The 23,926-nt window shown below is 64.6% G+C and carries 21 protein-coding genes; 9 read left to right on the forward strand and 12 right to left on the reverse strand.

Features of this window, described 5'->3' with window-relative positions; all coding sequences use genetic code 11:
* Positions 1–9 precede the first annotated feature (9 nt).
* From PPN31114_RS17855 to PPN31114_RS17880, 6 genes are all read right to left on the reverse strand, one after another.
* On the reverse strand, positions 10–1,509 hold the full coding sequence (locus tag PPN31114_RS17855) for an MATE family efflux transporter (protein WP_150680835.1): 1,500 nt from the start codon (positions 1,507–1,509) through the stop codon (positions 10–12).
* Between the two features lie 8 nt (positions 1,510–1,517).
* Positions 1,518–2,507 (reverse strand): alpha/beta hydrolase family protein, encoded by a 990-nt coding sequence (locus PPN31114_RS17860; protein WP_150680836.1) that lies wholly within the window; start codon positions 2,505–2,507, stop codon positions 1,518–1,520.
* A gap of 312 nt (positions 2,508–2,819) precedes the next feature.
* Positions 2,820–4,127, reverse strand: coding sequence for an MFS transporter (locus PPN31114_RS17865; RefSeq protein ID WP_150680837.1), 1,308 nt, complete (start codon positions 4,125–4,127; stop codon positions 2,820–2,822).
* Complete coding sequence (locus PPN31114_RS17870; RefSeq protein ID WP_150680838.1) at positions 4,124–5,338, reverse strand: amidohydrolase family protein; 1,215 nt, start codon at positions 5,336–5,338, stop codon at positions 4,124–4,126. Before PPN31114_RS17870 ends, PPN31114_RS17865 begins: the two co-directional genes overlap by 4 nt.
* 3 nt (positions 5,339–5,341) lie before the next feature.
* Positions 5,342–6,817: a sodium:solute symporter family protein gene (locus tag PPN31114_RS17875; protein ID WP_150680839.1), complete on the reverse strand. Its 1,476-nt coding sequence runs from the start codon at positions 6,815–6,817 to the stop codon at positions 5,342–5,344.
* Positions 6,814–7,062 carry a DUF3311 domain-containing protein gene (locus tag PPN31114_RS17880; protein ID WP_150680840.1) on the reverse strand — a complete coding sequence of 83 codons (249 nt, stop codon included), beginning with the start codon at positions 7,060–7,062 and terminating at the stop codon, positions 6,814–6,816. Before PPN31114_RS17880 ends, PPN31114_RS17875 begins: the two co-directional genes overlap by 4 nt.
* A 280-nt stretch (positions 7,063–7,342) precedes the next feature.
* Between PPN31114_RS17880 and PPN31114_RS17885 the strand changes: the two genes are divergently transcribed.
* From PPN31114_RS17885 to PPN31114_RS17900, 4 genes are all read left to right on the forward strand, one after another.
* Positions 7,343–8,134 (forward strand): GntR family transcriptional regulator, encoded by a 792-nt coding sequence (locus tag PPN31114_RS17885; RefSeq protein WP_150680841.1) that lies wholly within the window; start codon positions 7,343–7,345, stop codon positions 8,132–8,134.
* 175 nt (positions 8,135–8,309) lie between these two features.
* Positions 8,310–9,611 (forward strand): UDP-N-acetylglucosamine 1-carboxyvinyltransferase, encoded by a 1,302-nt coding sequence (locus PPN31114_RS17890; protein ID WP_150680842.1) that lies wholly within the window; start codon positions 8,310–8,312, stop codon positions 9,609–9,611.
* A gap of 443 nt (positions 9,612–10,054) precedes the next feature.
* Positions 10,055–10,810, forward strand: coding sequence for a response regulator transcription factor (locus tag PPN31114_RS17895; protein WP_370865900.1), 756 nt, complete (start codon positions 10,055–10,057; stop codon positions 10,808–10,810).
* Complete coding sequence (locus PPN31114_RS17900; RefSeq protein ID WP_150680844.1) at positions 10,807–13,515, forward strand: hybrid sensor histidine kinase/response regulator; 2,709 nt, start codon at positions 10,807–10,809, stop codon at positions 13,513–13,515. The genes PPN31114_RS17895 and PPN31114_RS17900 overlap by 4 nt, the downstream gene beginning before the upstream one ends.
* A gap of 91 nt (positions 13,516–13,606) precedes the next feature.
* Here the strand turns inward: PPN31114_RS17900 and PPN31114_RS17905 are convergent, their stop codons facing one another.
* The 3 genes from PPN31114_RS17905 to PPN31114_RS17915 form a co-directional block, all read right to left on the reverse strand.
* On the reverse strand, positions 13,607–14,947 hold the full coding sequence (locus tag PPN31114_RS17905; RefSeq protein WP_150680845.1) for an MFS transporter: 1,341 nt from the start codon (positions 14,945–14,947) through the stop codon (positions 13,607–13,609).
* 56 nt (positions 14,948–15,003) lie between these two features.
* Positions 15,004–15,657 carry a DUF4286 family protein gene (locus tag PPN31114_RS17910; RefSeq protein ID WP_150680846.1) on the reverse strand — a complete coding sequence of 218 codons (654 nt, stop codon included), beginning with the start codon at positions 15,655–15,657 and terminating at the stop codon, positions 15,004–15,006.
* A gap of 218 nt (positions 15,658–15,875) precedes the next feature.
* Positions 15,876–16,829, reverse strand: coding sequence for a LysR family transcriptional regulator (locus PPN31114_RS17915; protein WP_150680847.1), 954 nt, complete (start codon positions 16,827–16,829; stop codon positions 15,876–15,878).
* A 345-nt stretch (positions 16,830–17,174) separates the two neighbouring features.
* Between PPN31114_RS17915 and PPN31114_RS17920 the strand changes: the two genes are divergently transcribed.
* The 4 genes from PPN31114_RS17920 (at position 17,175) to PPN31114_RS17935 (ending at position 20,168) form a co-directional block, all read left to right on the forward strand.
* Positions 17,175–17,387 (forward strand): hypothetical protein, encoded by a 213-nt coding sequence (locus tag PPN31114_RS17920; protein WP_150680848.1) that lies wholly within the window; start codon positions 17,175–17,177, stop codon positions 17,385–17,387.
* Between the two features lie 74 nt (positions 17,388–17,461).
* A complete protein-coding gene (locus PPN31114_RS17925; protein ID WP_150680849.1) occupies positions 17,462–17,809 on the forward strand; it encodes a hypothetical protein in 348 nt (115 codons plus the stop codon).
* Between the two features lie 30 nt (positions 17,810–17,839).
* Entirely contained in the window at positions 17,840–19,243 is a 1,404-nt protein-coding gene (locus tag PPN31114_RS17930) for an O-antigen ligase family protein (RefSeq protein WP_150680850.1), read from the forward strand.
* A gap of 25 nt (positions 19,244–19,268) precedes the next feature.
* Entirely contained in the window at positions 19,269–20,168 is a 900-nt protein-coding gene (locus tag PPN31114_RS17935; RefSeq protein WP_150680851.1) for a glycosyltransferase family 2 protein, read from the forward strand.
* A gap of 158 nt (positions 20,169–20,326) precedes the next feature.
* Here PPN31114_RS17935 and PPN31114_RS26205 read toward each other — a convergent pair whose 3' ends face one another.
* Together PPN31114_RS26205 and PPN31114_RS17940 are read right to left on the reverse strand one after the other, a co-directional pair.
* Positions 20,327–20,500, reverse strand: a complete 174-nt coding sequence (locus PPN31114_RS26205; RefSeq protein ID WP_174988177.1) for a hypothetical protein — start codon at positions 20,498–20,500, stop codon at positions 20,327–20,329.
* 109 nt (positions 20,501–20,609) lie between these two features.
* Positions 20,610–21,662 (reverse strand): YeiH family protein, encoded by a 1,053-nt coding sequence (locus tag PPN31114_RS17940; protein ID WP_174988180.1) that lies wholly within the window; start codon positions 21,660–21,662, stop codon positions 20,610–20,612.
* Between the two features lie 252 nt (positions 21,663–21,914).
* Between PPN31114_RS17940 and PPN31114_RS17945 the strand changes: the two genes are divergently transcribed.
* Positions 21,915–22,577 (forward strand): 2-hydroxychromene-2-carboxylate isomerase, encoded by a 663-nt coding sequence (locus PPN31114_RS17945; protein ID WP_150680852.1) that lies wholly within the window; start codon positions 21,915–21,917, stop codon positions 22,575–22,577.
* Between the two features lie 82 nt (positions 22,578–22,659).
* Here the strand turns inward: PPN31114_RS17945 and PPN31114_RS17950 are convergent, their stop codons facing one another.
* The gene (locus tag PPN31114_RS17950; RefSeq protein WP_150680853.1) at positions 22,660–23,925 is read right to left on the reverse strand and encodes an SGNH/GDSL hydrolase family protein; all 1,266 of its coding nucleotides are present in this window, start codon (positions 23,923–23,925) and stop codon (positions 22,660–22,662) included.
* Position 23,926: the final 1 nt, after the last annotated feature.

The raw sequence follows: 23,926 nt of genomic DNA on the forward strand, positions 1-23,926 counted from the left end.
CCCGAAACATCAATCGCGGGCATCGCCCCCGTCAGCGTCACGTTCAGGCAATTTAGGCAAGCCACTGACCGGCGGCAATGGCGTCGCGGGCGGTCCCGCCGCCGCACCGGCCGCATCTTCCAGCGGTGCAACCGCTGGCGGCGTAGCGCGCGGCAGCATACGAACGCCGCGCCAATTCCCCCACTTGTAGTAAGCGAGGGCCATCACGAGCGAGACGGCAAACCCCAGCGGGAAACTCCACCAAATCGCCTCTGCGCCCCACGTCTTTTGCATCTGCCACGCAAATGGCAGCCGAATCACCCATTGCGAGACGAACAGAATCACCAGCGGTGCCGTCACCGCCCCAGTCGCCCGCACCACACCGAATAACACGATCGTCACGCCGAACAGCACGAACGACCACGCCACGATCGCGTTGATATGTTGTGCCACGGAAATGGCATAACCGTCGCCCGGCAGAAACGCGTTCATGAACTGACGGTTGAAGAGCAAGATGGCCACCACCAGCGTGCCGGTCATTACGAAATTCAGCCCCACGCCCACGCGCCCGATGCGCGAAACGCGATCCCACAGCCCTGCGCCGACGTTCTGCGCGGTCATCGACGACACCCCCGCACCGATCGCGAGCGCAGGCATCTGCACGTAGGTCCAAAGCTGCGACGCCACCCCATAGGCCGCTGTCGTCTGCGATCCATAGCCGTTGACGAAGCCCATCATCACCATGGCCGACGACGAGATCACCACCATCTGGAGTCCCATCGGGAGCCCTTTGACCACAATCAACCGCAGCAGCCCCAGGTCGATGCGCAAGTATCCCCAGTTCTCGCGGGTGAGCCACAGCGGATCGCGGCGGCGATAGAGCGTGTAGAGCAGCGCCGCGAGGCTCACCGTCTGAGCGATGAGCGTGGCACCGGCAGACCCTGCGATGCCAAACGGCGGGATCGGCCCCCAGCCGAAGATCAGCAACGGGTTGAGAACGACGTCGAGCCCGACCGAGAGCAGCATGAAACGGAACGGCGTGCGCGCATCGCCTGCGCCGCGCAGCGCCATCATCACGAAGTTGTAGAAGTACATCACCGGCAGCGCCACGAAGATGATGCGCAGATAGGCAATGGCAAATGCGCGGGCGTCGGACGGCGTGCCGAGCGCGTTCAATAGCTCCGGCGTGAAGATGTAGCCGAACACGGCCACCGCCATGGACATCAGCACGAAGAACGTGGCGCTCGTGCCGACGATGCGCTGCGTGAGCACATGGTTCTTCGCGCCGATCGACTGGCCGATGAGAATGGTGTTGGCCATGCTGATGCCGAACACGACGCCCAACAAGAAGAACAGCAGGATGTTGGCGTTCGACGCCGCCGTGAGGGCCGACTCGCCGAGATAGTGGCCGATCCACATCGCGTTGATCGACGCGTTGAGCGACTGAAGCACGTTGCTGCCGAGCACCGGCAGCGAGAACCAGAAGAGCGTCTTGCCGATGGGCCCGAGGGTGAGGTCTTTTTCGGCCATGGAGGGGGCTATTTGGTGTCGAGCTTCACACCCGGCGCGGGCATGGGCACCGCGCATCGGTGTGCGCGAAGGTTGTCGAGAAATCGCTCGATGAGCGGCAGCACCTTCGCTTCGATGTCGGGATGCCCGTAGCCGAAGCCCGCGAAGTTGTAATGCGTAGCGCCGTCGACCACCGCAAGCCAATGGCAACCGGGCGGCAGATCGGCATACGGCGTAGTGCGCTCCTGCCACTTGCCGTCGAGCGGCGCGTCGCGGGTGCCGGTGACCAGCAGCATAGGTTTGCGGATATCGTGCCACGCCCCCGCCGGGAAGATCGGCCCCGGCCCTTGTGGCGAGAGCACCACGTAGCCGTCGAAGCGGTCATCGCTGTCGAGGCCGAGTTTGTTCTTTGCGCCCGCCTCGAACATCACGGTGGCCGCCCCGGCCGCATGCCCCATGAATACGGCTGGGCCGGTGCGGCATTGTGTACGGCCCCAGTGCAGCGCGGCGCCCGTGTCTTCGAGACGGTCGTCATACACTTCGGGCTCCGTAGGAAGGGCCAGCGAACCGTCGCGCATGCCGCCGCTTCGTACGCGATCGCGCAATGAGTCGCGGCTGTTGTCTTCCTTATGCGCCATCGTGATGGTGAGCCAGCCGTATTGCGAGAGTGCGCGGCCAAGCCAGGCGAGTGCGTCGCGATCGTCACCCGCGCCGGGGCTCAACACGGCCAACCCGTTGCATGCAGTCGTGGGACGAAACACATGAAGCAACACGTTCGCCCCGTCGCTGCGCAACACGCGCTGATCGACGCCGGTGGGTGCTGAGGTAGTCGAGGGAGATGTGGGACCAGAAGCCGACGAGGCAGGCGATGGCGTTGCAGCAGCCGATACAGAGGCCGGTTTCGGGACCGGTTTGCCCATGATGGGCGTATCCGCAGCGGTGGCGATGGCAGGCGATAGGGACGTGACCAGAGCACAGGCGGCGAACGTCACGAACATCGTCCCGAGGGAGCGTCCCACCGTCCACCGCGCCATTCCGAGCATCCGTTCTCCCCTGAAAACTGGAAGTGCAAAGTCAGGACGCCCGGTCTCGCGCCGAAGTCCCGCTGCGACATCACACGATGGGCCATCTTAGCGCGGATTGCGTAGGGGCTCGCATGATTTTTGCGTGTCGAATGCGTGTCTCGCGTGCGCAACGCGCGCGAGGCGGGGCGCTTGCGGGCAGTGTGACTTCGTGCCCTGCCCCGTGCGGTAACGGGGCGGGCAGAATTACCGGGATTGCTATGGGGAGATTCGGGAGAATCGGGAGAAGCAGGAGATTTGCCGCCCGGGTCAGGCCCGCTGTCCTGCCGCCTTCGTTTGGCCGCGCATCTCTCGCGCGATACCAAGCGCCGATGCATACCCCGCAGGATCGAAGCGCCAGGTCAGCGCCACGAGGGCAACGTTCACACCGACGAGCGCAATCCACGCGGGCGTGAAACCGCCGGTCAAGGCGCGCACGGCACCCGCAGCAAACGGCGCGAGTGCGGCGATGCAAAAACCCACCCCCTGCATAAACGCAGCAAGCGCTGCCGCATGACGCGGGTGGGCGTGATGATCCAGCGCGAGCACCAGGCCCAGCGAGAACGTGCCGCCCAGTCCAAAACCGATCGCCCCGATCCACACCCAAGGTGCCGCTTCGGGGGCCACGACAAGACCAGCCAGCCCGGCAAGCGTTGCCACCAGCGCCAACGTCAGCCAACGGCGACGGTCGACATTGCGCCGCGCCAGCCACGGCAGCGCCAGCGCCGCCACCACCTGACACGCCGTCAGTGCGGCGAGCAACGCCCCGCTTTGTGTCGCGCTCATGCCCGTCTGTTGATAGAACGGCGGCAGCCACGCGACCATCGTCGTATAGGTGCAGTTGATCAATCCGAAGTAGATGGCGAGCGTCCACGCCCGCGGCTTGCGCAACAGATCGAACATCGACGGTTCGCGCAGCGCATCGTGAACGGCGGCTTTGCGTTGCGCGGCGCGCGTCGAAGCGTCCGCCTTCGACAACACGGCGGCATGACGCGCGACGAGCGCTTGCGTCACCTCGGGGCTGACCGCCGCCTGCGTGCCCAGCGGCGCACGCCACCAAGCCATTGCGGCCGCCGCGACCACTGCAAGCCACATCCCAAGCCCAACGCGCCAGTCGTCGGCCAGCGACGACACCCACGGGCTCGCCGCCGCGCCAAGTCCGCCGCCGCCCATGAGCGCCGCCGAATAGAGCCCCATCATTGCCGTCATGCGCGCGGCGCTGTAGTTCGCCTTCACGACACCGGGCAGCAATGCCTGAATGATGGCGATGCCAATGCCCGAGGCTAGCGCCGTCGCGAGCATCAGCACCGTATCGTCGGCGATGAAACGTACTCCGCAGGCCAGTGCGAGCGCCGCCAAGCCGAGCAGCACGCCGCGCCGCTCACCGAGTCGCCGGGTCAGCCCGCTCGCCGCGAACGCGCCTGCGCCCATGGCGAGCACAGGCAGCGACGTGAGCAACGCCGCGACCGGAAAACTCATCCCCGTCGCCTCGCGAATCTGCGGCAACAACGGACTGATCGAAGTGAGCGTCGGGCGCAGCGTGAGACCGACCGCGACAATCGCAAGCCAAAGCGTCATACCGCGACACCCTCGCGCACGACGACGTGGCCGTTGGCCACCACCCAGCGGCGCGGCGCGCGCGTGACGACGGCTTGCGCAGCGTTCAGTGCATCCACGAGCACCAGATCGGCCCGTGCGCCCACCGTCAGACCGTAATCCGCAAAGCCGCACACTTGCGCGCCCTGATGCGTCACGCAGTCGAGCGCGATATCGAGCTCGTCGTCGCGGCGCAGGTTGTAGCGCAGGCCGATCATCATGGCGCGCTCGAGCATGTCGGGCGAACCGTAGGGCGTCCAGGTGTCGCGAATGCCGTCGTTGCCGCCCGCGAGCGGCACACCGGCTTGACGGCACGCCATAAGCGGCGGCACGACGCGCGACGGCGGTGCGGTGGTGATGAGCGACACACCGGCATCGGCCAAGCGCGCGAGCAACGCCGCTGCGCGCGCGGCATCGAGTTCGCCCAGACAAAACGCATGCGAGACGACGACCTTGCCTTGCATGCCGAGGGCGGCGATACGCTCGAGCATCAGCTCGAACGAGAACACCCCCATCTCGCCCGGTTCGTGCAAATGAATGTCGACGGGACAGCCATGCTTGTCGGCCAGCGCAAACATCGCGTCGAGCGACTTCGCCGGGTCGCGGTCGATGGCGCAAGGATCGAGCCAGCCCAGCACATCGGCCCCACGTGCCAGCGCGTCGTCGAGCAGGGCGACAGTGCCATCACGATCGAGCACGCCCGACTGCGGAAACGCCACGATTTGCATATCGAGCGTATCGGCCAACGTTTCGCGCGTGGCGAGTACGCCGTCGAGATGGCACAAGCCAGCATCGGTATCGATATCGACGTGTGTGCGCAGACGCGTCGTCCCCGCCGCCAGAAACGCGCGGCCCAGCGCGAGCGAAGCCGCACCGGCGTCATGCCCGCTGGTCGCACGCCACGTCCGCTCGTTATCGATACGGTCGATCAAGCGTGTGCCGCATTCGTTGACGTACCACGGCATGCCCCACACGGTTTTATCCAGATGCGTGTGTGCTTCCACAAGCCCCGGCATCAGCAAAGCGCCGCGTGCATCGATCGACTCGGCGGCGTCCGACTTTGCAGCGTTCAACGCAGGCAACGACGCGCCGATGGCGGCAATCGTCGCCCGCCCGGTGCCGTCGCGCTCGATGCGCACCTCGACGGGGGAGCCGTCGAGCGCGCGGGCATTGCGAATTTCCAACGTTGTCATGAATCAAGTTCCTTGCGCCAGTCCCGGCGCGACATTGCGGGCGCGTGTCAGCACGCTGACGACCACGAACGTGACCGCGTTCACAGCGAGTGCCACGAGCCCCATGTTGATCGACGCCACCGAGTCCGGTGCCGCGGGCAACAGCGTATGCAGGTTCACGTCGAGCGTGACGGCGAACGCCAACACGACTGCACCAGCACCAATGCCCGCAAACGCGCCGTACTTGTTACCGAACGGACGCGGCAGCAAGCTCGCCACGAACGACGGGAACAACTGCGTGAGCAGGCTCGATGCGAACAGCGCCAGCGCGACGAACGTCGCCCCACCGCGCAACACGAAGAACACGGCCACCAGCCCGAACACCGGCAGTACGCGCTTGGCAAGCTTGGCCACGAAGGCGTCGCTCGCGTGCGGCGCGAAGCCGTCGCGGTACACATTCTTGGCGAGCAGCGTCGACGCATTGAGCAGAATCATCGAACCCGGCACCAGCGCGGTCAACACCCCCACGCCACCGATCACGCCGACGAACCACGGCGAGAACGTCTGCTTGACGATGCGCAGCAGCGCGAGATCCGAATCGGCGCCCGTGAGGCCCGGCACTTGCAGGATGGCGGCAAAGCCCACGAAGAACATGAACGCGATGACCATCTGATAGAGCGGCATCAGAATCGTGTTCTTACGCACGGCCGTCTCGCTCTTGGCCGCATACACCGACGTGAACACGTACGGGTACAGGTAGTAGCCGAGCGAGGTCAGCAGAATGGTCGAGTTATACCAAGACAGCGTGAGGCCGCTCGTCGGCATTTGCAGAAAGCCCGGACGCGCTGCCTCGATACGATCGAACATCTCGCCGAAGCCGCCGAAGTAATGCAGCGGCAAATAGATGCCGAGGAAGATGGCGATCACCAGAATCAGGATGTCCTTGTAAATCGCGATGCTCGCCGAGCCGTGAATGCCGGACACCGTGATGTAGAGCACCATCGAGATGGCACCGCACCAGATGGCGACCGTCGGCGTAATCGTGCCGTACGACGCCTCGGACACGATGATGCCCAACCCGCGCAACTGAATGATGAGGAGTGCGCTCATGCCCAGCACGGCGACGAGCGACACCACCACACCCAGCGCGCGCGAGCGATAGGCACTCGCGAAGAAATCCGAAAACGACACGCAACCGTGGCGCGTCGCATGACGCCACGCGGCGGGCAGCATCCAATAGCCGAGCAGATACGCGAGTGCACCGTAAGCCAGGATGTAGAACGCGGGCGGTCCCTTGCTGTAAGCCCAACCGCTCGCGCCCAGAAACGTGAACGTCGAGAACGCCTCGCCAGCCATGAGCAGGAAGACGAGTAGCGTGCCGAAGCCACGCCCGCCCACGGCCCATTGCTCCAGACTCATCTTTCGGCCGCCGCGTGCGCGCAGACCGACAAACAGCGCAAAGACGAGAAACGCCGCAATTACGGTGAGTGCGGCGTTCATGATGCGGCTCCCGAGCGCTTGTGCGCCTCGTTGGCGGCGGCAGCGCGATCGGCCGCAGCGGCTTCGCGCGATCCGTCGAAGCGGAACATCACCACCATGACGACCGACGTGAGCAGCAGCCAGACAATGTTCCATGTCATCAGGAACGGCAGACCGGCGAGCCGGGTGCCCACGTGTTCGGCGAGCCAGCCGCCGCTGTAAAAGGCCGCGATAGGCAGCGCGGCCAGACAATGTACGAGTTTCATGACGTCTCCAGACCCAATGCAAAACGAGGGGGATGACCGCTGTCGTGCGGCCGGATGGTTTTAACCGTAGAATGAACCACGAAATGGTTAACCATTTTTGTTGACCATTATCGGCAGTGCGGTGCCAAAATGCAAGATCGCGCCGCCGGTAGCGGTCGAACCGAGGGTTTTCCACGGCAACGCAAAGGGCTGGGGCCGCCGGGTACAATGCGCCCCACAGACACGTCTGCCGGTCGATTGCCGGTAGTGCGCCATCGAATGATTGATACGGAGGGAAGGTTTGAGCCGCACTGCACCGGCGCCGCAACACGCGGCGTCAGACCCCGACACCGCGCCAGCCCTGCCGACGACGGACGACGCCCAAGGCGCGGGCAGCGCCGGGCAGCAAATCGAAGCCCGGGTCTACGCCGCCATTTCGCAAGCCTTGCTCTCGGGCAAGTTGCGCCCGGGGATGCCGTTGCGCGAGCGCAATCTTGCACAGGCGTTCGACTGCACGCGCGGTGCCGTGCGCAAGGTGCTCGCGCGGCTCGGTTTCGAGGGCAAACTGGTGCTCGAACCCAACCGAGGCGCGTTTGTGCCGCAACCCTCGCTCGACGACATCCGTCAGACCTATCGGGCGCGGCGCGTTCTGGAAACCGGCGTGATCGCCAGCGTTTGCGGCCAGTTGAGCGAGACGCAACTCGCGCATCTCGATGCGCACGTGGCCGACGAAGCCGAGTCGCATGCCCAGGGCACGCATGAGCGCTCGATCCGGCTCGCAGGCGAATTCCATCTGAAGTTGATCGACACGGCGAATAGCGTCGAGTTGGAGACGTTCGCGCGTCAACTCGTGGCGAAAACCGAGCTCTACAAGGCGCTGTTCGATCCGGCGGAGTTCATGCACTGCGCGCCGACGGAGCACGCCCAACTGGTGGCCCGCTTGCGCGCCGGGCAAACGCAGGCGGCCATCGCACTCGCCACGGCACATCTGGACGAACTGGAGGCACGCGTGCTCACGCGGGCAGCGGCTGCCGAGACACCCGATTTCCACGCGATCTTCGCCGAGGCGTTCGCGAACGCTGGCACGCGCTGATCTTCCGGTCCTGGGCTATCGCGCCTGCCCGCTCCGGCTCACGCCCGTCAAGCCGGGCGCAACATTCCCACCACGGCGGTTGGGTCGCGTCGCGCTGGCGGCGCAATCGGGGTATATTTCGCCTCAACCCGATTCGCCGTTCCCCCGCACGACGCACGAAGCCCGAAGGTAGCCCATGTCCCATCTGGTAGTTCACGGCGGCCAGCCCCTGCGCGGCCGCATCACCCCCTCCGCCAACAAGAACGCCGTACTGCCGGTACTGTGCGCGACGCTGCTCACCGACAAGCCGGTGCGTTTGATTGGCGTGCCCGAGATCACCGACGTACGCAAGATTCTCGACATCTTTCGCCAGCTCGGCAGCGATGTCGCCGTCGATTTCGAGGCGGGCACGCTCGACGTGCATCACCTGAATACGAAGTTCGACCCGCGCACCGACCATCTGCCGGAAGAAATGCGCTCGTCGATCATGCTGGTGCCGCCGCTGCTGGCCCGCTTTGGCGTGGCGCGCATCGAAGACAACATCAAAGGCTGCACGCTGGGTGTGCGCGAGATCGACCCGCACATTGAAGTGCTGCGCCACTTCGGCGGACGCGTCGAGCGCACCGAAGGCTCGCTGCTGATTCACGCCGACAGCGCGCGCCCGGCCATTCACCACTGGCTCGACTACGCGTCGGTGACCACCACGGAAAACTTCGTGTTGTGCGCCGCGTCGGCCAACGGACGCTCGCAATTGAACAACGCCGCGTCCGAGCCGCACGTGCAGGAGTTCTGCCGCTTCATGCAGATGCTGGGCGTGCCCATCGAAGGCGTGGGCACCTCGCAGCTCGCCATCGAAGGCGTGACGAGTTTTGGTGGCGGTGAATTCCGCTTCTCGGAAGACTTCCACGAAATCACCACCTTCCTCGCGCTCGGTGCCATCACGGGCGGCGAGATCACCGTCAAGAACACGGCGCCCGAGCAGTTCCCGCTGATCGACCGCACGTTTGCGAAGTTCGGTGTGAAGGTGGAGCATCGCGACGGCTGGTCGACCGCCACGGCGCAAGGCCCGCTCAAGGTGCAGACGCCGTTCACGAAGAACATTCTGACGAAGGTGGAAGCCGCGCCGTGGCCGTACTTCCCCGTCGACCTGTTGCCGATCTTCATCGCCCTGGGCGTGAAGGCCGAAGGCAGCGCGATGTTCTGGAACAAGGTGTATGACGGCGCGATGGGCTGGTCGACGGAACTCTCGAAGTTCGGCGCCCATGTGTTTCAGTCCGATCCGCACCGTCTGATCACGTTCGGCGGCATCCCGCTCTCGCCGGCGGTGGTCGAGAGCCCGTACATCATTCGCGTCGCGATTGCGTTGTTGATGGTGGCCGCGAGTATCGACGGCCAGTCGACGATCAAGAATGCGCTGCCGATCAAACGCGCGCATCCGCGCTTTGTCGAAAACCTTTGCTCGGTGGGCGCCAACGTCGTCTGGACGGACCCGAAGTAATTCAAGGGAAGCGAGCAACGGAAGCAGAGTCCGGCCGGTCCCCCCCCGGGGGGGCCGGGCTCGCAGATCGAGCGCGCCAGCGGCATACGACCCCCCGATCGCCTGCGCGCCGGTCATCGCTACAGCGAACCCGACGGCTGACCTTACCTGAGCCGCTATTGCTCGACGGCATCGCACCTTTGCCCGACGGCATGCGACGTTTGCTTGGCGGAAAAATATTTGCCGCGCCCCGGCAATCGCCCCACATCCCCCCGGCACGCCGGACCGAATGTGAAAGAATGACGGCCATCATGAGCGATCGCCCCCTGCCCTTGCCGCCGTCCGGCGCAGTCCATGCCACGGCTGCCGCACGCCGTGCCGGTACCCCATGGCCCGTCTCGCCGCATGCCCGCCAGTTGTCGGGCGCACGCGTGCTCGTGGTCGACGACAATCAAGAAGACCGCATGCTGCTGATGGACTTCCTCAGCCAGCAAGGCTGCCGCGTCTACATCGCGCAAGACGGCCGCGACGGCTACACCAAGGCGCGCACGGTCCAGCCCGACCTCATCCTGATGGACATCCGCATGCCGGTCTGCGACGGTCTCGGCGCCTGCCGTCTGCTCAAGGCCGACCCGGGCACCCGGCACATCCCTCTGATCTTCCTGACCGCCGCGGCACTGCCGGGCGAGCGTGTCGCCGGACTCACCGCCGGTGCCGTCGACTACGTGACTAAACCGTACGACTTCGAAGAAGTGCGTTTGCGTCTGTCGATTCACCTTAAAGCCAGCATGCCTGCGCCCGCACCCGTGGCCCCTGTGAGCGCGCCTGCGGCAGCCCTGACAGAAGAAGCCCCGTTGCCTGTGCAGGCGCACACGCTCGACGCCGTGCTCTACCGCGCCACGCGCGCCTTGCTGCTCGGCCAGCTCGACGTCACGCCGGAACTGGCCGGGCTGGCCAGTGCCGTCGGCACGAACACACGGCGGCTGAATCTGGCGTTTCGCCGATGCGTGGGCGTGACCGTCTTCGACTTTCTGCGTGAAGAGCGCATGAAAGAGGCGCGCCGCTTGCTCACGGAAACCTCGCTCGACGTGCAAGACATCGCCGCCGCCGTGGGTTTTGCCAGCGCCGCCAACTTTGCGACCGCGTTTCGCGAGCGCTTCGGCATGCCGCCAAGCGGGTTTCGTGGGCGCGGCCCGACCGAGCCGGGATCTCCGCAATGACCGTAGCGCCTGCGGGAAGTCAGGCCAGTGGTTGGCGGCAGGCAGCCTGGGCCGTCGCCGTACTGCTATTCCTACTCATCAGTTGGCTGACGCCCGCCCGCAGCGCACACGCTGCGCCATCGGCGATCGACATAGCGAGCGCGCCGTCGCCGCTCAAGCTCGACCGGCAATTGCGTCTGCTGGTGGACACCTCCGGCCAACTCGATCTCGCACAAGCCCTCGCCGCCCCCGACTGGCGCGACGTCACACCCAAGATGCTCAACCCCGGCTACAGCCGCTCGGCGTTCTGGCTCCAGGGCACGCTCGATAACGCGAGCGATCAACGTGTCACGCGCTGGCTTAGTGTTGGCATCGTGCGATTGGAAGACATTCGCTTCTACGCGATGCCCGTGGGCAGCACACAGCCGTCTGTCGCATGGCGCGCGGGTCACACCGTGCCGCTGGCCCAGCATCCGATACGCTCGGAGACCTCGGTCTTCCCGATCTCGCTAGCCCCCGGTGAGCGCATCACCTTCGCCATTCGCGTGCAAACCCGTTCGTCGGTGAGCATCGTGCCGCAGCTCTGGCTGCCCGACGACTACCGTCAGACCGAATCGCGCAATGCGATGGTCGCGATGCTGCTCGCGGGCTCGATGCTCACCATCGCGCTGTACACGCTCGTACTCGGCGTCGCCCGGCGCGACATCGTGTTCACGCTGCTCGCGCTCACCACGCTGACGCAGGTGGCGCAAGACATGGCGTTCCAGGGGTTCATCTATCGCTATCTGCTCCAGCAGGGCGGCGACTTCATCGTGCGAGCGCCGAGTTTCTTCTCGACCATCACGGCGGCGGTCTTCAGCGCGATGGTAGCGATCTTCTCGGGGCTGAACCGGATCACGTTCTGGCGATGGATGTATCGCGCCATGATTGCGGTCATGGTTTGCATGACCCTCTGGGTCGCGTTCGGCGATCACCGAGCTGCCGCGTTCACTCACCTCCAGTTACTCACCGTCTTCAACGTGATCTGGGTGGTGTCGATGGCCGACGGCTGGCGGCGCGGGTACGCCAACGCCCGGCTGTGCCTGCTCTCGTTCTCGCCGGGCTGTGCGGTGCTGTTCTGGCGTTTGGCCATCATCAACGGGCTGCTGCCCGAAGACTGGCTCGCCAACACGGCGATGGCATGGAGCACCAACTTCTCGGTGCTGATCATGCTCTCGGTGATCGTGGCCGGGCGTTCGCGCGAACTGGATCGCAAGCAACGTGCTGCCCAGCAGGAAGTGCTCGACACGCGCCGCGAAGAACAGGCGCGGCTCGCCAACGCGGTCGATACGCGCACACGCGAACTGCAAGCCGCACTGATCGCCGCCGACGAGGCGAGCAGCGCCAAGAGCGACTTCCTTGCGCGTATCAGTCACGATCTGCGCACGCCGCTCACATCCATCATCGGCTTTGCCGATCTCGTGCAGGCGGGCGGGCGTGAAGATGCCGACCGGGGGCGCATCATCCGTCGCAGCGCCCATCACATGCTCGCAATGATCAACGATCTGATCGAGTACGCCGGTGGCGGTGCTGCCGACGCGCTGCACGTCGCGCCCGTCTACACGCACGCGTTTATCGACGGCGTTGCGCAAGAAGGGATGAGCCTCGCGCGCAAGCACGGCAATGCCTTCTTGCTCGACATCCGCGCGCCGTTGCCGCCGCTGCTCACGCTCGACGCCAAGCGGGTGCGGCAAGTGCTCGGCAACCTGCTCGACAATGCGGCGAAATACACCGCCGACGGCACCATCACGCTCACGCTCTCGGCGTCGCCCGACCCCAAGCACAACGACATCGTGCATGTGTGCTTCGGCGTGGAAGATTCCGGCTGCGGTATTGCCCGCGACGATTTGGCGCGCGTGTTCGAACCGTTCGCACGGCTGGATCGCGCGCGGCGGCTGCCCGGCGTCGGGCTGGGGCTCGCGATCGTGCGGCAATGGGTCGAACGCATGAAAGGCACGATCTCCATCGACAGCACGCCGAACGTCGGCACTCGTGTGGCGTTCACCTTGCCGCTGCGCATTGCGCGCGAAGGCGAACTCGTGCCGCAGTCGCTCGCGGGGGCGACGCATGCGCTGCCCTCCTTCGATGGCACGGGCCACCATATCTGGCTAGCGGAAGATTCGCCCGAAATCCGGCAGTTTTTGCATGACGAACTCGCCAGTCTCGGCTTCACGGTGAGCACGTTCAGCGATGGCGTGGCACTGATTGCGGCGCTCGGCAACCCGCGCGAGACCGAGCCGGATCTGGTGCTGACCGATCACATGATGCCCAACGCCGACGGGTTGAGCGTTGCGCGCGCAGTGCGCCGTTACTGGCCCGGCATGCCGGTGCTGGCCATCTCCGCATCGCCGCAAGTGGTGGCGTCCGACGGCGGCTATACGGCCTGTCTGCTCAAGCCCATCGAACTGGCGGACTTGCGCAACACACTCGCCCGACTGCTCGACTTGCAACGCGACGACGCCCAAGCGCCCACCCAAGACGACGGCAACGTGGCACTGACACGCCCACCGCGCGAGCATCTGCAACAGGCGCGGCAATTGATTGCCATGGGCGCAATCACCGACCTGATGGACTGGGCGCGCGAGCTCAGCGAGCAAGCGCCGCAGTTCGATGGTTTCGCGCGGCACGTGCACCAACTGGCGCAGCGCGGCGATTTGTCCAGTCTTGCCGAGTTGTGCGAAGCCTGAAACGCGGCCATCGCCAATAAAAAACGGCACGCCTTGAAGCGTGCCGTTTTTCGTTACCTCCAGCGCAACGTGCGTTGCCCGGTTTGAATCGTCAGTCTCTGAGCGGCTGGTGTGCCGTTTCGCGAGCCGCGAACAAGGCAATGGCCGTAATCGCCAGCGCCGCCGTCACGTAAAGCGACACCGACACCGTGGTGCCGAATTCCTTGTACAGACTCACGATGATGAGCGGTGCGAAGCCGCCGCCGAGAATGCCTGCGAGCGTGTAAGCCAGCGACGACCCCGCATAGCGAACACGCGTCGGAAACTGTTCAGTGACGAACGCCGCCTGCGGGCCGTACATGATCGCGTGAATCACCAGACCGATCACCACCGACAGCACGATCAGCGCCGGGCTCGACGTATCGAGCAACACGAAGAAGCCATACGCCCAGATCACGGCACACAATACACCGAAGCCATACACCGGACGGCGGCCGAGCTTGTCGGAGAGCGCGCCGAACAACGGCACCGTCAGCGCGTTGAACGCCGTGCCGACCAGCACGGCAGTGAGCGCCAGCGGACGCGACAGATGCAGCGTGCCGGTCACGTACGTCAGCGTGAAGACGACCATCAGCGCGTAGAGCACGTCCGAGCCGATACGCGAACCGCCAGCGACGAGCAGATTGCGCCAATGCTTGCGGAACACATCGGCAATCGGCATTTCCGCCTGACGATCCGAATGCGCCATCGCTTCGAACATCGGCGTTTCCTCCACACCGCGGCGCACCCACAGACCGAAGGCCACGAGCACGAGACTCAGCAGGAACGGCACGCGCCAACCCCACGACAGGAAGTCTTCAGGCGAAATGGCCAGCGTAATGAGCGCGATCAGGCCAGTGGCGAGCAACGTGCCGAACGACGGCCCGACTTGCGTCCACGACGCATTCAGCCCGCGTTTGCGCTGGTCGCCATGCTCCACCGAGAGCAGCACCGCACCCGCCCATTCGCCGCCGAGCGCCACGCCTTGCACGAAACGCAGTGCGACGAGCAGCACCGGGCTCCAGATACCGATCGAGGCGTATGTCGGCAGCAGGCCCATCAGACCGGTCGTGAGCCCCATCACCACGAGCGTGAGCACGAGCACGGCGCGTCGACCGATCTTGTCGCCGAGGTTGCCGAACACCATGCCGCCCAGCGGGCGCGACACGTAACCGACGGCATACGTGGACAGCGCCAGAATCGTGCCCGCGAGCGGGTCGACCGACGGGAAGAACAGATGGTTGAAGACCAGCGCGGCGAGGGTGTTGTAGACCGTGAAGTCATACCATTCGAGCGTGGTGCCGACCATGCTGGCCGTGGCCAGACGGCCTTTTTTCGTCCGTTGCTGGCGGGCCGTGGCGGCAGCATCACCGTCGTGGCCGACGGTATCGCGAGCGTCCGTGTAGGTAGTCATGCGTGTCTCCGGAAGGGGCGGATCGGGGGCGGTAGATCGGGTGGCGTGAGCGTCAATCAATCGTCACCGGCACCGAGACGCCAAAGCATGGCGAATCGCGTGACGTCGGTGGCGGGCACGCCGTAGGCGGCGGCGAGCGTCTCGGCAGCGGCGCGCACGGCATCGGCGTCGGTGCCTTCGATCAGCACGACGGCATCGGCTGGCGGCAGCGGGGCGTCTTTGGCGGTCAGCGAGACCGACAGCTTGGGCACCGTCACTTGCAGCGTGGCGCGCACAATGCCGTCGCCTTGTGCGAGTTCGGTCAGTTGGGAGGCTAGGCGAGCATGGGCTTTCGCCACCGTCGCCTCATTGAGCACGAAAGCGGCAAGCTGGCCGCCCTGACCTTCACCGGCCTCCACATCGAGCGTGCCGACCCGGCGTTGCGTGCCCTGCATGCGCGCGAAGTTGCGCAGCGACCATTCCGTTTGGTGATTGAAGGCTTGTGCGTAAGGCTCGCTGGTGAACACACCGGCGTCCTGCGTGCAGTACAGCGCGAGATAGGGGCGCGGGGTGTCGTGCAGGGCCTTGAAGCGGCGGGCAAACCGGAAGCCCGGAATCGCCACACGCTCCTGCATGTGTTCCCGGTCGTACCAGCGGTTGAAGTCCGCTTCGAAAGCCGGGTCGATATTCGTCCAGATGCAGAGTTGAGCGCGCGGGGCAGTGGCAGTCATGAGGCAATTTCCATCGGTAGCGACAATCGGGGGGCCGGCCCAGCGCAGGCATGCGTTGCATGCGTGGGGCTCGACCGTCGCACCGAGTGTGCAAAACCGGGGAAAAAGCGTCCAACAAGAAATCAAATTTGCCGTAACAGCAAATTCTTATGACCGCCGCAGGCCCGCCTACATTGGGTTCTCGACCGATTGCGGCCCACTGTGGACAAGCGAGGGCGTCAGGATTCCGCGTCGCCCCAGGCGGGGGCCGTCATGGCGGCAGCGGGCGGAATGGCGATATCCGGCCCCATATTGAGCGCGAACTCGCTTGCGGTGCGCTGCGCAAGGCGGGCGACGTTTTCGGCCAGCAGCGCCCCTGTGCGGAACGAGCCGACCAACGGCAGATTGGGGAAATTGGCGTTCACGCGCAGCAAATGCAGGCTGTGCTCGCCCAGTTCGCGTTGAATGATCGCGGGCGGCAGCATCGCCACGCCGAAACCGTCGACCACGAGCCGGATGATGGCGGCCACCGACGTCATGCAGTGCACCCGCACCGGCCGCTCGGCCGCGACCGAGAACATGCGCTCCAACGTCTTGTGGGGCCCGGAATTGCGCGAAAAGCTCACCAGCGAATAAGCCGCCAGGTCGGCGACGTCGAGCGTCTCGCCCTCCAGATTGAGCTTGGGGCTGGCCACCCAGCGCATGGGAAATTCAGCCAGCGGCAGGTTATCGATGCCTGTGCCGTGCTGCATGTCGGTCTGCAACACGAGATCGAGCGACCCGGCTTCGAGCTGTTTGCACAGGTTGATGGTCGTCTCGCTGGTGACCTCGATCTCGAGCTGCGGGTATTCGCGGTGAATACGGGCAGCCAGATCCGGAAACCAGCTATGCACGATCGACTCCACCACACCGATCTTGAGCACACCGGGCGGCATATCGGGGTCGGACAGTTCACGCTTCATCTCCTGCCCGAGCATGACGATGCGCTCGGCATACGCCAGCGCCTTCTGGCCCGCGGCGGTCAGCGTCACCTCTCGCGCGCTGCGATCGAACAGCCGTACGCCAAAACTCTGCTCCAGCGACGCGATCCGGCTCGACACGCCCGCCTGCGTGGTGTGCAGCCGCTCGGCCGTGAGACGGAAATTGCGCAGCTTGGCGAGCCAGACGAAGGTTTCGAGAAAGCGAAGGTTCATGCAGCGTGGCGAGGACGGGGGATGTCAGATTTCGGCAAAAACTCGCCGCAGATTGCGGTGAGGCGTCGGCTCATTCTAATGGAACACAAAAGGGGCACCTCCGCGCCCGCGCGAAGGGTGCGTCGAATTCGGGCCGTCGAACTGAGGCCGTGTTACGTCCGACGTTCCGGCGATGTTTCGTTTCCGTAACGTTTTGGCGGGGTTTCGGAGGGTGTGCGCGGCGTTGCCCGCGCCGCACGCCTTACAAATCAAGTAGTTGAGGGTATCGAGACACATGGCATGAGATTTGCTGACTGAGAAGTAACGGCCCGTCGAGGCCGGAGGGCCGATTCACTGGAGACTGTCATGCCATCAGCCCACTTTCGCCGTCCGCATCCGACAGTAGAACTCGCACGTTGCGTGTTCCGTCAGCACTACATTCGCATCATGCAGGCCGACCAGCCGGGTAATTACGCGGTGCTGGTGGATGTCTGGCCGATGGACGGCCGCACGTTCGCGAGTATCGATCAGGCCAAACACGCCGCCATGCTGTTCATTCGCGATATGGAAAACGATTGAGCGATTGAACGACAGAGTCCACGTAAGTGTTCCCGCGCCGGGACGCCTGGCGCGGCCAACGAGACGAGACCGTCATGAAACACCACCACACACGCCATACTGCCGCCCGAAACCATGCCCTGTCTGCGATGCCGAAGATGGCAGCCCGTCAGGAGGTTGTGCTCGACCCGGCGGCCGACCCGTTCGCCCGCATTGCCGTCGAGGCTTATGCCGAAGCCTGTGCCAAGGAACAGCCGTGGCTGGCGGAAGCGTTGCAGCGGCAATACCAGTTGGCCGGCGGCACCCCGTCGAGCGCGGCGGCCATGTGGCGCGTGTTTCACGCAGCGCAACGGCAGGCGCGCGAGGGCGATGCCTACGACGAAGCCGCCTGGACACACGTGGCACTCCACCTGTGCGCGGTGCTGGGGGCGATGAACCTCTGAGTCAACCCGCGGCAGGCTTGCGCGGAACACTTGTTGTGCCGCAACACACCGTGGGCGCGTAAAGGGCGGTTCCAGGCACTATTTCTGGCATACTTCGTGCAGTTTTATTTGACGAAGTCTGCCAGGTATCCAATGAGCAAGACCCTTGCGCCGACCCGCAATCCCGGCCGGCATTTGTTTGCCACGATTGTAGGCATCCTCATCCTGTTGTTTCCCGCTGCCGCGCTCGTCGTTCCGCGCGGCGGAAATACTGTGATGTTCCTCATTACGGCCTGCGGTGCCATTGCGCTTTTCCAGTCGCGCAAGTGTGGCAAGTCGCGCCCTTGCACTCGGGACCGCGTACCCTTCGGACTGTTTATCGCCTCGCTCGCGCTGCCGGTGATTGCCGTCCTGATCGTCGAATTGCTGCATCGCAACGTCGTCGCCAATACCCTCGACTCTCCGGTCCGGTTTTTGGTCGCCTTGCTGGTATTTCTCGGACTGCGTCATATCGCCACCACGATCCCCAAATGGATCGATCTAACCTTCGGGCTCGGCGCCATCTCAGCGGCGGTCATGGCGCTTTATTCGACGGCAGAAACCCTTTCCACGCGAGCCGAAAGCACGTTTCTCAACCCCATTCACTTTGGCGATATCGCACTCCTGCTTGGCGTGCTCTCGATCGTCGCCATTCACTGGTTCCGCCGTGATCGGTTCTGGATCGTCGCCTTCAAGCTGCTGGGCGGTACCGCCGGGTGCTACGCGTCGTGGGCCAGTCAGTCCCGTGGCGGATGGGTCGCCCTCCCCGTTCTGATCGTCGTTTGGTTTCTTTACAAGCCGCACGCAGACAACATGAAGCGCCGCGCGGCCATCGCGGGCGTGGCCGTGCTGCTTATCGCCAGCACATTCCTGTCGGCCACGGTCAGAGAGCGCTTTGACGCGATCTCCTCAGACCTCACGCTTTTGCGCGCAGGCCAGGCAGACACGTCTGTCGGCATACGTCTCGAATTGTGGAAAGCTGCCGTGAAGCTCATTCGCGAGCATCCGTTGACGGGTCTGGGTGCCCACGGGTATCGGGATGCCATGCCCACCATGGCAGCGTCGGGCGACCTCACGCCGGTCGCTGCCGACTATGGCAAGGGCGAGGTCCACAATCAGATCCTCGCGTATTTCACCGATTACGGACTGCTCGGCCTATTGGCCATCCTTGGCGTCTACGTCGGCCCTGCCTACTTCTTCATTCGCGTAGGCGCAATACAAACCGAGCGACGTGAACAGCGAGCCGCACTCATGGGCCTGATCACCGCGCTTTCGTTCGCCGTGTTCGGTCTGACCGTCGAAACCTTCAATCTGAAGGTCACGGTGGCGTTCTACGCGACGATGCTGGCACTTTTGGCCGCACTTGCCTATCCTGACAAGCCGACCGGCACCGCCGTTGCGGCCGAGCGCTCCTAACTCGCACCGAGGCCGCAGCCCCGCCATGCTAAGCATTCTGATTCCGACGTGGAACAACCTGCCGTTTCTCAAGCTGTGTATCGACAGCGTGCGACGGCACTCGGGCGAAGCGCACGAGATTCTGGTCCACGTGAACGACGGCAGCGACGGCACGCTCGACTGGGTGCGCGAAGAAGGGCTGCGCCACACGCACAGCACCGGCAATGTCGGCGTGTGTCTCGCACTCAACCAACTCGCCCCGCTCGCCTCGCACGATCAACTGTTGTTCCTGAACGACGACATGTTCGTCACGCCCGGCTGGGATACCGCCCTCACCGACGCCGCACGCGCGCTCGACACCCCGGTCTATTACCTGTCGTCGGTCATGATCGAGCCCAATGCGGGCGTGAGCAAACAAGTGGTCTCGCAAGACTTCGGCACGACGACCGAAACCTTCGACGAAGCCGCCCTGCTCGCTTTCGCCAAGTCGCTCGGGCGTGGAGACGTCAATGGCGTGCCTACGCAGCCCACGCTGGTGAGCCGCAGTCTTTGGCACCTTGTCGGGGGCTACAGCATCGAATTCGGTCCGGGCATGAGCAGCGACGACGACTTCCTGATGAAGTTGTGGCTGGTGGGCTGCCGCACGTTCCGCATTGTCGGCAAGAGCGTGGTTTATCACTTCGGCTGCCGCTCGACCGGGCGTGTGATCAAGAACCGGGGCAGCCGCGAGTTTCTGATGAAGTGGGGAATGACGCAGGCGGAGTTCAAGCGCGATTATCTCGACCGCGCAGGCACCCCCGCGGGCGACGCGCTGCCGAATGTGCCGCAACCGAGCGGCAAGAGCCGCATCAAGCGCGCCTTGCACGGCGGCAAACCGTACCCGCTGGAAGATTTGGCGCGCTGGGACAAGAACGTCCCGCGCCATTTGAAATTCGATGAATCGTGAGGCACGTCACCGTCTGACGGGCGATTGACGCCGCCAGACCGGACACACTGCCCCAAGCGGCCGGCCTAAGCGCCGGCCGTTGTCATTTCCGGCAGCCCGGCTTTATGACGGCGCTAACACGCCAACACTGCGGCGCGCACCCGCCCAGCCGTCTGCCGTCAGTGGTGCCGTGGGTGCCGGATACGGGCCCAGGCGTGCTCCATACGCCGCACGGCGGGGCTATCGGGGTGACGCGTCCACCACACCCCTAGCTCCCACACCATGCCCGCGAGCAGCGCAATGATCACCAGGGCGCCGATCGTGTACCAAATCTCTCCGAACGAGGTTGCCATGTTCGTCTCCCGAAAACACATCACGCACAGCCAGCGACTGTGCGTGATTGCATTCTAGGCGAAGCGTTCCGGCTTGCCCGCCGGGTCTGCCCTAGGGCGTGGCCCCGACTTAGAGTTGGCCCATCGCGAGTTGCACGGCCAGGCTGCTCACCGAGACGGCCGCCCACACGCCGAGCCCCAGCAGAATCGGGCGCACCCCGGTCGATGCCATGCGGCGCAGGTTCGACGACAGGCCGATGGCCGTCAGTGCCACGATGATCAGGAATTCCGCCGCCTCATGAATCCACGGTTGCAGCGAAACCGGCACGAGGCCTGCCGTGCGGATGCCCGATGCGATCAGGAAACCCAGAATGAACCACGGGAAGATGCGAGCGAGGCTGAAGTTACCGGCACCCGACTTCTTGGCGCGATACGCCACGATGGCGGCCAGCGTCAGGCAGATCGGGATGATGAGCGTGGCACGCGTGAGCTTGACGATCGTCGCGTAGTCGCCAGCTTCCTTGCTGTAGCTGTAGCCTGCGGCCACCACCGAAGACGTGTCGTTGATCGCCGTGCCTGCCCACATTCCGAAGCCCAGATCCGAGAGGTGGAGCATGTGGCCGAGCATCGGGAACAGCACCACGGCGGCGATGTTGAACAGGAAGATGGTCGAAATGGCGAAGGCGGTCTCATGATCGTCGGGCTTGACGATGGGCGTGACCGCCGCAATGGCCGACCCGCCACAAATGGCCGTGCCCACGCCGATGAGCAGCTTGAGCTTGCCGCCGACGCCCAGCATGCGGCCGAGGCCCCACGCCGACAGGCCGGCTGCCGTGATGGTCACCGCCGTAACGGCGAGCGATTCGAGGCCGGTATGCGCCACTTGCGAGAGGCTCAGGCCGAAACCCAGCGCGATGATCGACCACTGCAACACGTACTTCGATGCGAACTTGATCCCGGCTTCGTAACGCGCGCCGGGAGCAAAGATGTTGCGAACGAGAATGCCGAGCAGAATGCCGAACACCGGACCGCCGACGAGCGGCATCTGACGCCCGAGCAACAACGCCACAAACGCGATGACCGTCGAAAGAATGAGGCCCGCCCACGGGTTGTGTTGATCCGGCACCAGCGTGTCGGGGCGGGATGCCGTTGCGGGGCGAGCGTCGTGGGTTTTCGTTGTCATGGCAGGCACTCCTGTTGAATGCTTGCCAGTCTAAGAAAAGCGCTTCAATAATAAAAATCGTTATATCGAATACGATATATAAATATTCCCGATATTTATCAAGCGCTGCGGTAAATCACTGAATTCGTTGCACTTTCCGGCGGCGGGCGCAGACGGATACGACCGAGCCGTTACGTCGAGTGGCCTGAGATACACTCTTTCTAGCCTGCTTTACGTGACAACCAGAACCCTAAAATCCGGAGACCGTTCCTCATGTCGCAAGCTGCCGACACTCAGGCACATCGCGCCGAGTGGTATTTCGACTTTGCCTCGCCGTTTGCTTATCTCCAGTTCGAGCGCTTCGATTCGTTGCCCCGGTCGCTCACTGTCGAACTCAAGCCCATCGTGCTCGGTGCGATTCTCGTGCATTTGCAGACGCAGGGTCCGGCCGAGATTCCGGCCAAACGCATCTTTACGTACCGCATGGCGCATTTCCGCGCGGCGCAGAACGGCATTGCCTTTCGCATGCCCCCGGTGCACCCGTTCCACCCGATTCGTGTCCTGCGTCTGGCGGTCGCGCTCGGGGCCACGCACGACGTGGTACGCACGATTTTTCGCTTCATCTGGGCGGAAGGCCGCGACGTCACCGACGAGGCCGGGTGGCGCGATCTGAGCGAGCGCTTGGGACTGTCGCCGGAAGAGGCGACCGCACGCACCGAAGCCCCCGAGGTGAAGGCCGGGTTGCGTGAAAACACCGAAGCGGCCATCGCGGCCGGGGTGTTCGGCGTGCCGACGTTTGCCTGCGAGGGAGAGTTGTATTGGGGCGATGACGCCACGGCGCTGTTCCAGCACTGTCTGGCGCATCCGGAATGGCTGCATTCGCCGGAAGTCGAGCGCCTGCAACACCTGACGGTCGGCGTGCGGCGCGAACGCTGAGCATGGCCCGCCAACGCGCTCGATGGTGGATCGTTGGCTGATCGACGACGAAGCGACGACGAATTGACGGCGAACCGATGCGTTATCGGCCAGCGCCCATCACGAGCGGCAACGGCACGGCATCGGCCATAGCGGCGTAGCCCGCGTCGCTGGGGTGCGTGCCGTCGCCGCTATCGAGTCGCGGCAGCATGCGTGTCGGCTGGCCCGGGTCACGCAGCGCAGCATCGAAATCGATCACGCCATCGAACGCCCCGCCCGTACGCACCCACGTATTCACCGCTTCCCGCACGGCTTCACGCTCGGGCGGCAGTTTGCCCGGCGGAATCGTGGTGCCGAGAATCCGCACGCCCCGGGCACGCGCCGCGGCAATCAGCGTCTGATAGCCCGCGATCATCTCGGGGGCGGTCACGATCACGTGCGGTACGTCGCAGTCGAGCCCTGCGTGCGGCGGCACATAGCCGAAGTTGATGTCGTTGATACCGATTTGCACGACCACCGTGCGCACGCCGGGCTGTTCCAGTGCGTCGCGCCGGAAGCGCGCCACGAGCCGTTCGCCGTAACACGCGGAATCGTGCAGCAGTCGATTGCCGCTGATCCCCAGATTGAGGACCGAAATGTCGCGCCGACCCGCCGCTTCCAGACGTTGCGCCAGCCGGTCCGGCCAGCGGTGGTTGGCGTTGAGCGAACTGCGCATGCCATCGGTAATCGAGTCGCCGATGGCGACGATCGCATGCGCGGGCGCTGCGGGCACCACGCTCACACCGGCGAGCCACAGCGTATTGGTGAACTTCGTGCGAAACGGCGTCGGGAGTTCGCTTTCGACAAAATCGCCTGCGCCGCTCAGGAACGCTGTCTGCTGGGCGATCTTGTGCCAAGTGGTCGGCGTTTGCGCTTCACGGGTGAACAGGCTGATGGCAAGCGGCGCGCCTGCGCGGGCGGACATTGCAACCGGATCGCTCTCCAGCGAGGCGCCGGGGGCGATCTTGGCGACCGGCTGGCCCGCGAAAGTCAGTGCGCGCAACGTCGTCGCATCGATGGCCGCGCCTCGCACGGACGCCGCCACACTTGCACGCTCGATCACGAGCGGCTGTGTGCCATAGGCGTTGGTGAAGCGCACGCGCACTTCGCCGCCCGACAGACTGGGATAAATGATTTGCCGCACCGTGCGCCCGCCCACGGCAGGCGCGCGATTGAAAGACGGCGCGGCGGGATGCTGTGCCACCGCCTGCGGGGCCGTGGCCCACGTGCCCACGCGGGCAGTCTGGGCGTTTTGTGCCAGAGCGGACGATCCGAGAAGTATCAGACCGGCAGCGAACGAAAAACGAAGCATCGGCGGTGTTGGGGACATC

Source organism: Pandoraea pneumonica, assembly GCF_902459645.1.
Taxonomy (GTDB): Bacteria; Pseudomonadota; Gammaproteobacteria; order Burkholderiales; family Burkholderiaceae; genus Pandoraea; species Pandoraea pneumonica.

Coding starts and splice junctions, on each gene's coding strand:
- PPN31114_RS17855 (WP_150680835.1), bottom strand. CDS start 1,509: ATGGCCGAAAAAGACCTCACCCTCGGGCCCATCGGCAAGACGCTCTTC.
- PPN31114_RS17865 (WP_150680837.1), bottom strand. CDS start 4,127: ATGACGCTTTGGCTTGCGATTGTCGCGGTCGGTCTCACGCTGCGCCCG.
- PPN31114_RS17870 (WP_150680838.1), bottom strand. CDS start 5,338: ATGACAACGTTGGAAATTCGCAATGCCCGCGCGCTCGACGGCTCCCCC.
- PPN31114_RS17875 (WP_150680839.1), bottom strand. CDS start 6,817: ATGAACGCCGCACTCACCGTAATTGCGGCGTTTCTCGTCTTTGCGCTG.
- PPN31114_RS17880 (WP_150680840.1), bottom strand. CDS start 7,062: ATGAAACTCGTACATTGTCTGGCCGCGCTGCCTATCGCGGCCTTTTAC.
- PPN31114_RS17890 (WP_150680842.1), top strand. CDS start 8,310: ATGTCCCATCTGGTAGTTCACGGCGGCCAGCCCCTGCGCGGCCGCATC.
- PPN31114_RS17895 (WP_370865900.1), top strand. CDS start 10,055: ATGCTGCTGATGGACTTCCTCAGCCAGCAAGGCTGCCGCGTCTACATC.
- PPN31114_RS17900 (WP_150680844.1), top strand. CDS start 10,807: ATGACCGTAGCGCCTGCGGGAAGTCAGGCCAGTGGTTGGCGGCAGGCA.
- PPN31114_RS17905 (WP_150680845.1), bottom strand. CDS start 14,947: ATGACTACCTACACGGACGCTCGCGATACCGTCGGCCACGACGGTGAT.
- PPN31114_RS17910 (WP_150680846.1), bottom strand. CDS start 15,657: ATGACTGCCACTGCCCCGCGCGCTCAACTCTGCATCTGGACGAATATC.
- PPN31114_RS17915 (WP_150680847.1), bottom strand. CDS start 16,829: ATGAACCTTCGCTTTCTCGAAACCTTCGTCTGGCTCGCCAAGCTGCGC.
- PPN31114_RS17920 (WP_150680848.1), top strand. CDS start 17,175: ATGCCATCAGCCCACTTTCGCCGTCCGCATCCGACAGTAGAACTCGCA.
- PPN31114_RS17925 (WP_150680849.1), top strand. CDS start 17,462: ATGAAACACCACCACACACGCCATACTGCCGCCCGAAACCATGCCCTG.
- PPN31114_RS17935 (WP_150680851.1), top strand. CDS start 19,269: ATGCTAAGCATTCTGATTCCGACGTGGAACAACCTGCCGTTTCTCAAG.
- PPN31114_RS26205 (WP_174988177.1), bottom strand. CDS start 20,500: ATGGCAACCTCGTTCGGAGAGATTTGGTACACGATCGGCGCCCTGGTG.
- PPN31114_RS17940 (WP_174988180.1), bottom strand. CDS start 21,662: ATGACAACGAAAACCCACGACGCTCGCCCCGCAACGGCATCCCGCCCC.
- PPN31114_RS17945 (WP_150680852.1), top strand. CDS start 21,915: ATGTCGCAAGCTGCCGACACTCAGGCACATCGCGCCGAGTGGTATTTC.
- PPN31114_RS17950 (WP_150680853.1), bottom strand. CDS start 23,925: ATGTCCCCAACACCGCCGATGCTTCGTTTTTCGTTCGCTGCCGGTCTG.